Raw genomic sequence first — 13,778 nt, 5'->3', positions numbered from 1 at the left:
GGACCTGACCGGCGCCGTTGCCGGAGCTCACAGTGTTGCAGGCGGGTAGCCGGGAGATGTCAGCCGGGTGTCATGGGTCACTGCAACATGCCGCGATCCATCGCCGTCGTGACCGCCGCGGTGCGGTCCGAGACACCCAGCTTGTTGAACACCCGCAGCAGGTGAGTCTTCACGGTCGCCTCCGAAATGAACAGCGTCCGTCCGATCTCGACGTTCGACATGCCCTTCGCGACCAGCTTCAACACCTCGGCCTCGCGCGCGGACAGCGGCGGCGTGCGCACCTGCCCGACGACCTTCGCGACCATCGACGGCGCCAGCACGGTCTCGCCGCGCGACGCCGCCCGGATCGCCGCGATCAGGTCCTCGGTGGTCGAGTCCTTCAGCAGGTAGCCGGACGCGCCTGCCTCGACCGCGCGAAGAATGTCCGAATCGGTCTCGTACGTCGTCAGGACCAGCACTCGCGGGCCGGTTCCGACGATCTTCGCGGTTGCCGCCACACCGTCCATTTCGGGCATTCGCAGGTCCATCAGCACGACGTCCGGCTTCAGCAAGGCGGCTTGAGTGATCGCCTCGGCTCCCGACCCGGCGTCGCCGACGACCTCGAGATCGTCGGCGACGAGCATGCCCTTCAGCCCCTGACGCACCACGGGGTGGTCGTCCACCAGCAGAATCCTGATCACAGCGGCACCTCCACCAGCACCGACGCCCCCTCGTCCGAAGACAGGGAGAGCCTCCCGCCAACCTGTTCCAGCCGGGCTCGCATGCCCCGCAGTCCGAAGCCTTCCAAAGCGTCTCCGAAGCCGCGCCCGTCGTCGCGCACCTCCAGCGAGACACCATCGGAGTCGAACCTCATCACAACGTCGACCCGCGAGGCACCGGAATGCCGGGCGACGTTGTTCAACGCCTCCTGCACGGTCCGCAGCAACACCACGTCGACCGAGGTCTGCAGCGCCACCGGATCACCGATCACCCGGAACGACGACGGCAGCGAGACCCCGGAGACCAACCGTCGCAACGCGTCTTCCAGAGACGAACCGTCCAAAGGCGACGGTGCGTTGGACGCCACCAGTGCCCGTGCCTCGCGGAGGTTCTCCCGCGCGGTCTGCAATGCCAGCTCCACGTTCGGCTGCGCGCCCTGCAGCAGCGTGATGATCGACGTGAAGCCCTGCGCCAGCGTGTCGTGGATGTCCGCCGACCACCGCGCCCGTTCGGCCTCGATGGTCAGCGCCTCGATCCGTTCGAGCAACTCGCCGCGCTGCTTGCTCTGGTCGGCGATGCGGCTGATCGCCCAGCCGAACGCCTGGGAGAAACCGATGATCAGCAACGCCGCCGGCCAGGGCAGCGACGGCTCCATCCCCGCCGCGTAGGTGAGGATCTGCGGGGTGCAGACGAACAACACCATCGGCACGAACGCCCACCAGATCGGCAGCATCATGTAGATCTGCGGCACCAGGCCGAACAGCGCGAACGTCGCCGAGCCGCTGAACCACACGGCGGGCGCGAACATCGCGAGCGAGCCCGCCGCGTAGACGAACCCGCGCCAGTCGTCGAGGCTTCGCTCGACGAGGCGCCGCCCGTAGAAGATGAAGAAGAGTCCGTTGAGCACGAGCAGACCCGCTGCCGACAGGCGGTCGGTGAGCGGGTTGCCGTCGAACAGCACGATCACCAGCGCGGTGGTCTGGGTGACCGCGAACAGCACGTACCAGGCGATCAGTTGTGAGCGTTGGTCCAGCGGAACGTCCGTGACACGAGCAGCAGACCCGCGATCGTCCACGCACCGAGCACCAGCGCGATCTTGCCCAGCTCCCATGATCCCGCCGCCTCCATCGCCGCGTAACCGTCGTTCAGTGCGAACACCGAGCGGAAACCCTGACACACCCACTTGAGCGGGAAGAGCGAACCCGTGATCCGCAGGGAGTCCGGCAGCACCGCCTGGCTGATGAAAACACCCGACAGGAACTGCAGCACGATGTACGGCAGGTTCAGCACGCCGGCGGCGTTGCGGGTGGTCTTGGCGATCGAGCTGAGCCCGACGCCGATCAGCGAGCACGAGATCACGCCCAGGGTGAACACCCAGCCGAACGTGAACCACTTCTCGGCCGTCGAGGGCAGCTCGACGTCGAACTTCAGCATCGCGACGACCATCAGCAGCGCGGCCTCGAAGAGACTCGACACGAAGACCAGGATGATCTTGCCGATGAAGTAGGACGTGAACGGCATCGGCGTGCCGCGCAGTCGTTTCAACGTGCCGTCCTCGCGGTCGGCCACGACGCTGATGCCGAGTCCGACGAACGAGGTCGAGATGATGCCGGCGCCGATCATGCTGGCCGCGAACATCTGCCCGGCCGCGGCCTCGTGCACGTAGACCGTGCCGAGCAGCAGCATCAGGATCGCGGGCAGCGACACGGTGAAGATGAGGTTTTCCTTCTGCCGGAAGAACTCCCGCAGCTCGGTCGCACCCCTCGAGAGACCGAGCGAAAGGGTTCCGGGCAGGGCAGCCGCGGTGGTCATTTGATCAGCTCCAGGTAGATGTCTTCCAGCGACGGGCGGGTGACGGTGAGTTCGGCGAGCTCGCCCTGCTTGGACAGCTCGACGATCACCTTGGTGGGCTCGGAGGTCTTGATCTCCTGGTAGCCGCGGTCGGACAGCCAGCGCACGGTGGCGTCGGCGTGGGCGCGGCCGTTCAACGTCTGCGGCGTGCCCTCGGCGACGATGCGGCCCCCCGCCAGCACCGCCACCCGGTCGGCGAGCGCCTCGGCCTCGTCCAGGTAGTGCGTGGTCAGCAGGATCGTGGTGCCCTCTGCGGCCAGCAGCTTGATCAGGCCCCAGAACTGGCGGCGCGCCTCGGGGTCGAAGCCCGTGGTCGGCTCGTCCAGGAACACCAGTTCCGGGCGTCCGATGATGCCGAGCGCCACGTCGAGCCGGCGGCGCTGGCCACCGGAGAGCGTGCCGGCGCGGGACTTCGCCTTCTCGGTGAGCCCGACGAGGTCGATGACCTCCTCCGGGTCACGCGGGTTCGCGTAGTACTTGGCGTAGTGGCGCACGGCCTCGTTGACCGTGAGCGTGGCGGCGTCCGTCGCGCTCTGCAGGACGATGCCGAGCCTCGAGCGCCACAACCGGTCGGCCTTGGCCGGGTCGACGCCCAGCACGCTCACCTCGCCGGCATCCCGGTCGCGGTGCGCCTCCAGGATCTCCACCGTCGTCGTCTTGCCCGCCCCGTTCGGTCCGAGGACCGCGAAGACCTCGCCCCGTGCGACGTCGAGGTCCACCCCTGCCACCGCCTGGTGGCCCTTGTAGGCCTTCTGGAGGCCCCTCACTCGAATCGCGTTCATGGGGAAAATCCTGCTGTTTCGAGGGTGATCTCCGGGACGACCGCACCGCTGACTCCGGTTGTCAACCGACCGGTGGACACGCGGCCGTGTTTCGGCCGTGTTTCCACTCTGCGGTATCGGCCTTTCGGGTGATAGAACGGCTGAGTGCATCTGACGCCGCATGAACGCGACAAGCTCCTCGTGCACGTCGCCGCCGACGTGGCCCGGCGCCGTCTCGAACGCGGGGTGCTGCTGAACTACCCCGAGGCCGTCGCGTTGATCACCGACCACGTGCTGGAGGGCGCGCGGGACGGTCGCACGGTCAGCGAGCTCATGGAGAGCGGACGCACCGTGCTCGCGCCGGAGCAGGTCATGCGCGGGGTGCCGGAGATGATCGACTCGGTGCAGGTCGAGGGGACGTTCCCGGACGGCACGAAGCTCGTCACCGTGCACCACCCGATCGCGCCCTCCGCCGGTCCGGCGCCGGGTGAGGTGGTCGTCGGCTCCGAGCCCGTCGAGCTCAATCCGGGACGGCCGCGCATCTCCATGGTCGTCGTGAACGTCGCTGACCGGCCTGTTCAGGTCGGGTCGCACTTCCACTTCGCCTCGGTCAACGCGGGGCTGGACTTCGACCGCGAGGCCGCGTTCGGCTACCGGCTCGACATCCCTGCTGGCACGGCGGTGCGGTTCGAGCCTGGTGTCGAGCGCGAAGTCACGCTGGTTCCGTTGGCAGGCTTGAGGATTGTCCGGGGGTTGCAGCGATGATCGACCGCGAGCGCTACGCCGAACTGCTCGGGCCGACGGTCGGCGACCGGATCCGGCTCGCCGACACCGACCTGTTCATCGAGGTCACCGAGGATCTGAGTCGCGGCGCCGGGTCGGGTGACGAGGTCATCTTCGGCGGCGGCAAGGTGATCCGCGAGTCGATGGGGCAGGGGATCGCGACCCGTGCCGAGGGTGCTCCCGACCTGGTCATCACCGGTGCGGTGATCCTCGACCACTGGGGTGTCGTCAAGGCCGACGTCGGCGTGCGGGACGGGCGGATCGTCGCGATCGGCAAGGCGGGCAACCCGGACACGATGGACGGGGTGCACCCGTCGCTGGTCATCGGGCCGTCGACGGAGATCCTGTCCGGCAACGGGAAGATCCTGACCGCGGGCGGCATCGACTGCCACGTGCACTTCATCTGCCCGCAGATCGTGGACGAGGCCTTGGCTTCTGGCCTCACCACGTTGATCGGCGGCGGCACCGGACCGGCGGAGGGCACCAAGGCCACGACCGTGACGCCGGGCGCGTGGTACCTCGACCGCATGCTGACGTCGATGGACCACATGCCGATCAACGTTCTGTTGCTGGGCAAGGGGAACACGGTCTCCGAAGAGGGCCTGCGCGAGCAACTGGCCGGCGGCGCGGGTGGGTTCAAGCTGCACGAGGACTGGGGTACGACGCCGGCCGCGATCGACGCGTGCCTGCGGGTCGCGGACGAGTCCGGGGTGCAGGTGGCGATCCACACGGACACGTTGAACGAGGCCGGGTTCCTCGAGTCCACTGTGGACGCCATCGCCGGTCGCTCGATCAACGCCTACCACTCCGAGGGTGCCGGTGGCGGGCACGCGCCGGACATCATCCGGGTGGTCTCGCTGCCGAACGTGCTGCCGTCGTCGACCAACCCGACGCGCCCGCACACCGTCAACACGCTCGAAGAACACCTCGACATGCTGATGGTGTGCCACCACCTCAACCCGTCCGTGCCGGAGGACCTGGCGTTCGCGGAGTCGCGGATCAGGCCGACCACGATCGCGGCCGAGGACCTGCTGCACGACCTGGGCGCGATCTCGATGATCAGCTCTGACTCCCAGGCGATGGGGCGGGTCGGCGAGGTGATCATCCGGACCTGGCAGACCGCGCACGTGATGCAGTCACGTCGTTCGATGGACGCCAACCTGCGGGCACGGCGGTACGTCGCGAAGTACACGATCAACCCTGCGGTGGCGCACGGGATCGCGTCCGAGGTCGGGTCGGTCGAGGTCGGGAAGCTCGCCGATCTGGTGTTGTGGGAGCCCAAGTTCTTCGGCGTGCGGCCGTCGGTGGTGCTGAAGGGCGGGTTCATCGCGTGGGGTGCGATGGGTGACGCCAACGCCTCGATCCCGACGCCGCAGCCGGTGTGGGCGCGGCCGATGTTCGGTGCGACTGCTGGGGCGGCTTCCAGCGTGTTCTTCGTTTCGCCTGAGGCAATCGAGGCCGGGATCGACTCGCGTTATGCGCGGCGGGTTCTGGCTGTCGAGAGCACCCGTTCGGTCACCAAGGCGGACATGGTGCTGAACGACGCTATGCCGGACGTGCGGGTGGATCCGGACAGCTTCGCCGTGCACGTCGACGGCGATCTGGTGGAGCCTTCGCCGGTGTCCGAGTTGCCGATGGCCCAACGGTATTTCCTGTTCTGATGCTGACCGCGCTGATCCTCGCCGACTCCCGGTTCCCGGGTGGCGGACACGTGCACTCCGGTGGCCTCGAGGAGGCTGCCGCGCGTGGGTTGGTCGTGGACGAGCCGTCGCTGGAGTCGTTCCTGCACGGGCGTTTGCTGACCGCCGGGTTGCTGGCGGCCGGGTTCGCGGCCGCGGCGGCTCGTGGTGAGGATCTTGCCGAGCTGGATGCCGAGTTGGACGCGCGGACGCCGTCGCCTGCTCAGCGCGAGGCTTCGCGAGCGCAGGGGCGAGGGATGTTGCGGGCGGCCCGGCGGGCCTGGCCCTCCGAGCGGCTGTCGGCGCTGCCTCGGGATCCGCACCAGCCGCTGGTGATCGGAGTGCTGGTCGGTGATGCTTTTGAAGCCGCACTGACCTGCGCATATCTGTCTGTCAGCGGCCCGGCTTCCGCAGCGGTGCGGCTGCTCGGACTCGACCCGTTCGGGGTCAACGCGATCGTGGCTTCTCTCGACGTCGAGGAAGTTGCTGCGCGGGCGTGCAAGGAACTGCCCGCGCTCGGTTCACCTGCCTTGGATCTCCTTGCCGAGGCACATGTTCGACGTGAAGGGGTGCGTCTCTTTGGGAGCTAATCACGGGCCCGACCCGCACGACCACCACCACGGATCCGCGCCGCGCATCGGCATCGGCGGCCCGGTCGGCAGCGGCAAGACCGCGCTGACCGCGGCGCTGTGCCGTGCGCTGGGGTCGCAGCTGGAGTTGGCGGTCGTCACCAACGACATCTACACGACCGAGGACGCCGATTTCCTGCGTCGAGCCGGGGTGCTGGACCCGTCGCGGATCGAGGCGGTGCAGACGGGATGTTGTCCGCACACGGCGATTCGTGACGACATCACGGCGAACCTGGACGCGGTCGAGCGCCTGGAACACCGGTTCTCCGGGTTGGACCTGGTGATCATCGAGAGCGGTGGGGACAACCTGACCGCGGTGTTCTCGCGCGGGCTGGTCGACAGGCAGATCTTCGTCGTCGACGTGGCCGGCGGGGACAAGGTGCCGCGCAAGGGCGGTCCGGGTGTCACGACCGCGGATCTGCTGGTGATCAACAAGATCGACCTGGCGCCCTACGTCGGCGCGGACATGGACGTGATGATCTCGGACGCGCACCGGATGCGCGGCTCGTTGCCGGTGATCGCCCAGTCCCTGGTGGAGACGCCGGAAGCGCCCGAGGTCGCCAAGTGGGTGCTTGAACAGCTGTGAAGGCTTCCGCGCGGTTGGTGGTGGCGTTGGACTCGCACGGCAACAGCGTCGTGCGGGTCCTGCGGTCGCAGTCGCCGTTGACACTGGTGCCTGCGCGACGGGTCGGTGCTGTCGCGCTGGTGCACCTCGTGAGCTCGGTGACGTCTCCGCTCGGTGGAGACTCACTTGAGCTGACAGTCGAAGTCGGGCCTGGAGCCTCACTTGATCTACGCGGCGTGGCGGCGACGCTGATGCTGCCCGGCCCGACCGGTTTGCCGTCTTTTTCCTCGGTGCGGTTTTCCGTGGAGGGCACTGTCCGATACCTGCCAGAGCCGACCGTGGTGACTCGGCGTGCGGACCACACCGCAGTGGTGGAGGCCGAATTGGACAGTCACGCAGAGTTGTCGTTGCGCGAGGTTCTGGTGCTCGGCCGCGCGGGGGAGCCTGGCGGTGTTCTTTCCACCTTGGTGCGTGCAACCCGTTGCGGCAGGCCGTTGTTGCACCAACAGCTCGTCGTCGGCTCGCCGGCGGTTGATCGTTCGAGTGCGGGACTCGCCGGCAAGCGGGTCGTCGGCACGTCGTTGATGTTGGACGCGGTCCCGCGGGCGTCGGGTGGCGGGGAGTGGTGGAACGTCGTTCCGTTGGCAGCGGGCGGAACCCTTGCCACCGCACTGGGTGATGACGTGGTCACGGTCACACGTGTGCTCGATGCCATCTGACTCGATCACGAATTCGATCCAGAACTGTTCTTTGTACGGACAGTCACCGTTCAGGTGGTGGTCATCACCACGCAGGCGGTTTCGCCATTCGTTCGCCGTGCGTATGGTCGCGGGTCCAGGGACCACGAGTTCTGCCGCTGCTTGGAGGTTCGCCGATGACGGAGACCACGAACATCGCGCTACCGGCGATGCGCGTGTCATACGAGCAGGGCTCGCTGAGCGAGTCGGAGCTTGCCGCCACTTGGCATGAACAGCTCCAGTTGTGGTTGGACGCCGCGACCAATGCCGGGCTGCCCGAGCCCAATGCGATGGTGCTGGCGACAACCGACACCAAGGGGCGTCCGTCGTCGCGGACGGTGTTGTTGAAGGGCCTTGACGCTCGTGGCGTGGTGTTCTTCACGAACTACACGTCGAACAAGTCGCACGACCTGATGGCGACTCGGTTCGCGTCCTCCACGTTCCCGTGGTTCGCGATGCAGCGGCAGGCGCACGTGCGTGGCGTGGTGGAGAAGGTCGGGCCCGTTGAGACCGCTGAGTACTGGAACTCGCGGCCTCGTGGGTCTCAGATCGGGGCTTGGGCTTCGCCGCAGTCCCGGGTGGTGAGCGGGCGGTCCACTTTGGATTCCGCGCTGCACAAGATCGAGCGGCAGTTTGCGGACACGGAGAAGATTCCGGTGCCGCCGCACTGGGGTGGGTGGAGGATTCGGCCTGAGGAGGTCGAGTTCTGGCAGGGGCGGCGGGATCGGATGCATGACCGGTTGAGGTTCCGATTGGGGCGGGACGGGTGGAATGTGGAGCGAGTAGCTCCGTAACTGCTGGTCCTGGCTTGGTTGGTTGAGGCTTTTGCGATGGGGCGCTTCCTGTGGGCGGGAGGCGCCCCTTTTTGCGTCTTCGGTGCGCGCACCGGTTCCGTCGGCGCGGGGCGATTTGGCGTCTGCAAGTACCGCCAACTCATGATCGAACCGCCTGTAACTACCGCCAACCTGGCCGCTGGGAACCCGACCCGGGGGTTGCGCGTCCTCAGGCTGGGAGAAGTGTCCGGATTTGGTGCGGGCATACTGGGATTTCGGCAACAGCTAGCTACGAGGTGCGGATTCACGTGTGCGGAGTGCTCGGACTCATCTGTTCTACCGAGGCTGCTGCGGCCTCCGCGCGGGGGAACGTGGCTGCGGCGTTGCGGTGTCAGCGGCATCGGGGGCCCGACGAGCAGGACACGTGGGCCGATGCCGAGGTCGTGTACGGGTTCAACCGGCTCGGGTTCATCGACTTGGACCACAGCCACCAGCCGTTGGTGTGGGGGCCGCCGGAGAACCCGACTCGGTACACGCTGAACTTCAACGGCGAGATCTACAACTACAAGGAGTTGCGGGCCGAGTTGGCCATGCACTTCGGCGCCCAGTTCAAGACGGAAGGTGACGGAGAGGCCATCGTTGCCGGGTACCACTACAAGGGTGCCGACTGGGTCAAGAAGCTTCGCGGGATGTTCGCGTTCATGATCTGGGACGCGCAGGAGCGGGTCGTTTTCGGCGCGCGGGATCCGTTTGGGATCAAGCCGTTGTACTGGGCGTCCGGGCCTGGTGGGGTGGCGTTCTCGTCGGAGAAGAAGTCGCTGTTGCAGCTGACCGGGGTGCTGGGGATCTCGCAGGAGTTGGACCAGACGGCGTTGCAGCATTATTTGGTGTTGCAGTACGTGCCGGAGCCCGAGTCGTTGCACAAGGCGATTCGGAGGGTCGAGTCCGGGACGTCGTTCAAGGTGTCGCCGGGTGGGCAGGTGCTGTTCAACCGGTACTTCAAGCCCGTGTTCGCGCCGCGTCCGGTGAACGGTGAGCACGAGGCCGAGGCGTTGCACGAGCGGATTGCCGAGGTCATGCGGGACTCGGTGGCCAAGCACATGATCTCGGACCCCGATGTGACGGTCGGGGCGTTCCTGTCGGGCGGGATCGACTCGACGGCCACGGCTACGTTGGCGAAGTTGCACAACCCGAACTTGATCGCCTTCACCAGTGGGTTTGATCGTGAGGGGTACTCCGAGGTGGATGTGGCCGCTGAGACGGCGGCTGCCATCGGGGTGCGGCATGTGGTGCGGACGGTCTCGCCGGACGAGATGATGGAAGAGCTGCCGCTGATCATCTGGTACTTGGATGATCCGGTGGCGGACCCCGCGTTGGTGCCGTTGTGGTTCATCGCGCGGGAGGCGCGGAAGTACGTCAAGGCGGTGTTGTCCGGGGAGGGTGCGGACGAGCTGTTCGGCGGGTACGTGATCTACCACGAGCCGCTTTCGTTGTCGCCGTTCGAGAAGGTGCCCGGCGGCGTGCGGAAGCTGATGGGCGCGGTGTCCAAAAGTATTCCGGAAGGCGTGCGGGGCAAGGATCTTCTCAGGCGCGGGGCGTTGAAGTTGGAGGAGCGGTACTACGGGAACGCGCGCAACTTCAGTGACGCGCAGGTGCGTGCGGTGTTCCCGGGGTACGTCGAAGGAATCGGGTTCCAGGACGTCACGGCGCCTTGGTACCGGGAGTCCGAGGGCTGGGATCCGGTGGCGCGGATGCAGCACATCGACCTGTACACGTGGCTGCGCGGCGACATCTTGGTCAAGGCGGACAAGGTGACGATGGCCAACTCGATCGAGTTGCGGGTGCCGTTCCTGGATCCCGAGGTCTTCAAGGTCGCGGCCGAGGTGCCGTTGGACCAGAAGCTGACGGAAGGCACGACGAAGTACGCGCTGCGGAAGGCGTTGGCGAAGATCATTCCGGCGCACGTGCTGAACCGGCCGAAGCTCGGGTTCCCGGTTCCCATTCGGCACTGGTTGCGGGCCGAGATGTACGACTGGGCGCGCGGGATCATCGCGGACTCGCAGACCGGGCACCTGCTGGACAAGAACGCGGTGCTGGAGTTGCTCGCGGAGCACAAGTCGGAGCAGTTCGACCGGAGCCGGCAACTGTGGTCGGTGCTGTGCTTCATGATCTGGCACGGGATCTTCGTCGAGGGGCGGATCAGCCCCAAGGTGCCGGAGCCGGTGTACCCCGTCCGTCTCTGAGTGGTGTTGGCGACACATTCACGTAAAGGACTTGTTAGTTGTCATAGGCTAACGATGTGGCCACTGTGGGGAGAAGCGCGCGCTCGACGTTCGTGATCGACACTCGACCGTTGAAGATCGTCGCGTATCGCCGGTTGTGGCTGTCCACGATCGTCACGGCGGTGGGCTCTCAGCTCACCGCCGTTGCCGTGCCCAAGCAGGTGTACGACCTCACCGGGTCGTCGGCCTGGGTCGGTATTGCCGCTGGTGTGGCGTTGGTGCCGCTGCTCGTGTTCGGGCTGTGGGGCGGGGCCATCGCGGACACCGTGGACCGGCGGAAGCTGCTGCTCGTCACGAACACCGGTATCGCCGTGTCGTCGGTGTTGTTGTGGGCGCAGGCGGCGATGAACATCGGCTCGGTGTGGCTGGTGATCGCGCTGCTGGGGTTGCAGCAGGTGTTCTTCGCGGCCAACGCGCCGGCTCGGCAGGCGTCGATCGCGCGGCTGGTGCCGGCCGAGTTGTTGCCGGCGGCCGGGGCGCTGGGGTCGACGGTCATGCAGTTCGGTGCGGTGCTCGGGCCGTTGCTGGCCGGGGCGTTGATGCCGGTCGTCGGGTTGCCGACGTTGTACCTGGTCGACGCGATCGCGCTGGTCGTGACGGTCTACGCGGTGTGGATGCTGCCTTCGATGCCGCCGTTGGACGGGGTGGTGCGGCGCGCTGGGCTGCGGGACGTGCTCGACGGGTTCGTGTACCTGTGGGCGCAGAAGGTGCTGCTGGCGAGCATGTTGCTGGACATCATCGCGATGGTGTTCGGCATGCCGCGGGCGCTGTTCCCGGAGATGGCTCAGCACACGTTCGGCGACCCGGCTGGTGGTGGGTTCGCGCTCGGTGTGCTGTTCGCCGCGATTCCGGTGGGTGCGGTGCTGTGCGGGCTCACGTCCGGGTGGATCTCGAACGTGCAGCGGCACGGTGTCGCGGTGACGCTGGCCGTGGTGGGCTGGGGGCTCGCGATCATGGGCTTCGGGCTGGCCGGGTCGTTGTGGGTCGCGGCGGCGTTCCTGGCGTTGGCCGGAGCCGCGGACATGGTGTCGATGGCGTTCCGCGGGGCGATTCTGCAGTCGGCTGCCACGGACGAGATGCGCGGCCGGATGCAGGGTGTCTTCATCGTCGTCGTGGCGGGTGGGCCTCGGATCGCGGACCTGTTGCACGGCACGGGTGGCGCGGCGTTCGGCACGGCTGCGGCGGTGACGGCCGGTGGGGTGCTGGTGATCGTCGCCGCCGTGACGATGGTGGTGCTGCTGCCCGCGATCTGGCGGTACCGGGTCAGTTCCGCGAGCTGACCTCGTTCGCGTTCGGTTCGGCGATCTGCACGTCCGAGCCCCAGTCGGTGAAGCGCGCCTCGTCGACGATCATGGCGTTCTGGAACTGGGTGGAGAACTTGATGCCCGCGGGCAGGCCGTTGCTGTCGGTCTCGATCTCGGCGGCCGAGCTCGTGACGCCCTGGTCGAGGGCGAGCTTGACCTCGTTGCGCAGGTTCTCGTCGGTGAGCGTGTCGTAGGCCTTCTGGTAGTCGACGGCGATCGAGTAGCGGGTGCGGTCGGCGACCTTCGCGGTCAGCCTGAGCACGCCTCCCGCCTGGACGACCGGCAGGTGGTACGTGGTGAAGACGGCCTGCTGGTAGATCACGTCGTGGTAGCCCAGCAGCGTGTTGGTGAGGTCGTCGTTGTCCTGCCGGGACAGTTTCAGCCACGGCTTGTCTTGCGGCAGACCGAAAACGGACGGCAGCTTCACGAACGCGGTGTCCGATGTGGTCGAGACGAACCGGAGTTCCTCCGGCGGGCCGCCGGTCTGCACCGGACGTTTGGTGGTGGCGTCGAGGCTCGGGGCGTCACCGAGGCGCACCGAGCCGTTCGCGGCCGCCGTGACGCCGCCCGCGGTCGGCGGCGAGATGGTGAAGCGGTAGGTCTTCTTCTCGTTGGCCGCTTTGGACACTCCGTCCACGAGGCTCTTCACGTCGCGGTACTGGTCGGGCTGTTGCTGCTGCGGTGCCGAGGTGCAGGCGGTCAGCGCGAGAGCGGCGAAGAGCAGCGTTGCCGTGCGGGTCACCGTGCGTGTCATAGCTACACCATATGGGTGAGGTAAGTGCGTGTCCGCGCTGGTAGCCGGGCAAAACGGGCACAATCCCAGGCCATGGCTGAAGCGACTCCACAAACGGAGCAACCGGAACTGCATCGGGCCATCGGTCCGAAGCTCCTGTTGTTCTTCGTCGTCGGCGACATCCTCGGAACCGGAATCTACGCGCTCACCGGCAACGTGGCCGGCAAGATCGGCGGCGCACTCTGGCTGCCCTTCCTGCTCGCGTTCGTGGTCGCGTTCCTCACCGCGTTCAGCTACCTGGAACTCGTGGGGAAGTATCCCAAGGCCGCGGGTGCCGCGCTCTACACGAACAGAGCGTTCAAGATCCAGTTCCTGACGTTCATGGTCGCGTTCGCGGTCATGTGCTCCGGCATCACCTCGGCCTCGTCGGCGGCGCTCGCCTTCGGTCGCACCTACCTGCGGCAGCTGCTGGTGGAGTTCTTCGACCTCGCGCTGAGCCCGGAGTCGCTGGTGATCACGGGTATCGCGGTGATCTTCATCGCGGCACTGGCGATCGTGAACTTCCGCGGCGTGTCCGAGTCGGTCAAGGCCAACGTGGTCCTGACCTGCATCGAGCTGTCCGGTCTGATCATCATCATCCTGATCGGCGCGTACGCGATCGCGGTCGGCGACGGTGAGCCCTCGCGGCTTACCGAGATCCACACGCCGCCGGGGACCAGCGTGATCCTGGCGGTCACCTCGGCGACGGCGCTGGCGTTCTTCGCGATGGTCGGCTTCGAGGACTCGGTGAACATGGCGGAGGAGTGCCAGAACCCGATCAAGATCTTCCCGCGCGCGATGCTGTGGGGCATGGGCATCGCGGCCACGATCTACGTGCTGGTGGCGATCACGTCGTCGTTGCTGATCCCGTCCGACGAGCTCGCCAAGGCGGGCAGCGGCGCGTTGCTGAAGGTGATTTCCGTTGGCGCGCCGGGGTTCCCGT

Annotated in this window: 14 protein-coding genes; 9 read left to right on the top strand and 5 right to left on the bottom strand. The window is 67.0% G+C overall.

Features of this window, described 5'->3' with window-relative positions; genetic code table 11:
* Positions 1–77: 77 nt before the first annotated feature.
* From UK23_RS36995 to UK23_RS36980, 4 genes are read right to left on the bottom strand one after another with little or no spacing between them, the layout of a single operon-like run.
* Positions 78–680: a response regulator gene (locus UK23_RS36995; RefSeq protein WP_045316421.1), complete on the bottom strand. Its 603-nt coding sequence runs from the start codon at positions 678–680 to the stop codon at positions 78–80.
* Positions 677–1,774: a sensor histidine kinase gene (locus tag UK23_RS36990; protein WP_196778062.1), complete on the bottom strand. Its 1,098-nt coding sequence runs from the start codon at positions 1,772–1,774 to the stop codon at positions 677–679. Before UK23_RS36990 ends, UK23_RS36995 begins: the two co-directional genes overlap by 4 nt.
* Positions 1,711–2,511, bottom strand: coding sequence for an ABC transporter permease (locus UK23_RS36985; RefSeq protein WP_045316420.1), 801 nt, complete (start codon positions 2,509–2,511; stop codon positions 1,711–1,713). Before UK23_RS36985 ends, UK23_RS36990 begins: the two co-directional genes overlap by 64 nt.
* Entirely contained in the window at positions 2,508–3,332 is an 825-nt protein-coding gene (locus UK23_RS36980; protein ID WP_156213665.1) for an ABC transporter ATP-binding protein, read from the bottom strand. Before UK23_RS36980 ends, UK23_RS36985 begins: the two co-directional genes overlap by 4 nt.
* 144 nt (positions 3,333–3,476) lie before the next feature.
* Here UK23_RS36980 and UK23_RS36975 point away from each other — a divergent pair, with 144 nt between their 5' ends.
* The 8 genes from UK23_RS36975 to UK23_RS36940 all read left to right on the top strand — a co-directional run bounded on the left by UK23_RS36975 (position 3,477) and on the right by UK23_RS36940 (position 12,039).
* Positions 3,477–4,076: an urease subunit gamma gene (locus tag UK23_RS36975; protein ID WP_045316419.1), complete on the top strand. Its 600-nt coding sequence runs from the start codon at positions 3,477–3,479 to the stop codon at positions 4,074–4,076.
* Positions 4,073–5,755, top strand: coding sequence for an urease subunit alpha (locus UK23_RS36970; RefSeq protein ID WP_045316418.1), 1,683 nt, complete (start codon positions 4,073–4,075; stop codon positions 5,753–5,755). Before UK23_RS36975 ends, UK23_RS36970 begins: the two co-directional genes overlap by 4 nt.
* Positions 5,752–6,363: an urease accessory protein UreF gene (locus UK23_RS36965; RefSeq protein ID WP_045316417.1), complete on the top strand. Its 612-nt coding sequence runs from the start codon at positions 5,752–5,754 to the stop codon at positions 6,361–6,363. Before UK23_RS36970 ends, UK23_RS36965 begins: the two co-directional genes overlap by 4 nt.
* Positions 6,353–6,988 carry an urease accessory protein UreG gene (gene ureG / locus UK23_RS36960; RefSeq protein WP_330770538.1) on the top strand — a complete coding sequence of 212 codons (636 nt, stop codon included), beginning with the start codon at positions 6,353–6,355 and terminating at the stop codon, positions 6,986–6,988. Before UK23_RS36965 ends, ureG begins: the two co-directional genes overlap by 11 nt.
* Positions 6,985–7,686, top strand: a complete 702-nt coding sequence (locus UK23_RS36955) for an urease accessory protein UreD (protein ID WP_045316415.1) — start codon at positions 6,985–6,987, stop codon at positions 7,684–7,686. The genes ureG and UK23_RS36955 overlap by 4 nt, the downstream gene beginning before the upstream one ends.
* Before the next feature lie 155 nt (positions 7,687–7,841).
* Positions 7,842–8,498 (top strand): pyridoxamine 5'-phosphate oxidase, encoded by a 657-nt coding sequence (gene pdxH / locus UK23_RS36950; protein WP_045316414.1) that lies wholly within the window; start codon positions 7,842–7,844, stop codon positions 8,496–8,498.
* A gap of 287 nt (positions 8,499–8,785) precedes the next feature.
* On the top strand, positions 8,786–10,720 hold the full coding sequence (gene asnB, locus UK23_RS36945; RefSeq protein WP_045316413.1) for an asparagine synthase (glutamine-hydrolyzing): 1,935 nt from the start codon (positions 8,786–8,788) through the stop codon (positions 10,718–10,720).
* A gap of 95 nt (positions 10,721–10,815) precedes the next feature.
* Entirely contained in the window at positions 10,816–12,039 is a 1,224-nt protein-coding gene (locus UK23_RS36940) for an MFS transporter (protein ID WP_082115280.1), read from the top strand.
* On the opposite strand, the gene UK23_RS36935 is transcribed toward UK23_RS36940, so the two are convergent.
* Positions 12,023–12,817, bottom strand: coding sequence for a hypothetical protein (locus UK23_RS36935; protein ID WP_045316412.1), 795 nt, complete (start codon positions 12,815–12,817; stop codon positions 12,023–12,025). The genes UK23_RS36940 and UK23_RS36935 overlap by 17 nt on opposite strands.
* Positions 12,818–12,889: 72 nt before the next feature.
* On the opposite strand from UK23_RS36935, the gene UK23_RS36930 reads away from it, so the two are divergent.
* The coding region (locus UK23_RS36930) for an APC family permease (protein ID WP_045316411.1) at positions 12,890–13,778 on the top strand (889 nt) is incomplete at its 3' end.

The sequence above is a fragment of the Lentzea aerocolonigenes genome (assembly GCF_000955955.1).
GTDB classification, from domain to species: Bacteria; Actinomycetota; Actinomycetes; order Mycobacteriales; family Pseudonocardiaceae; genus Lentzea; species Lentzea aerocolonigenes_A.
This window is presented reverse-complemented; position numbering and strand designations above follow the sequence as displayed.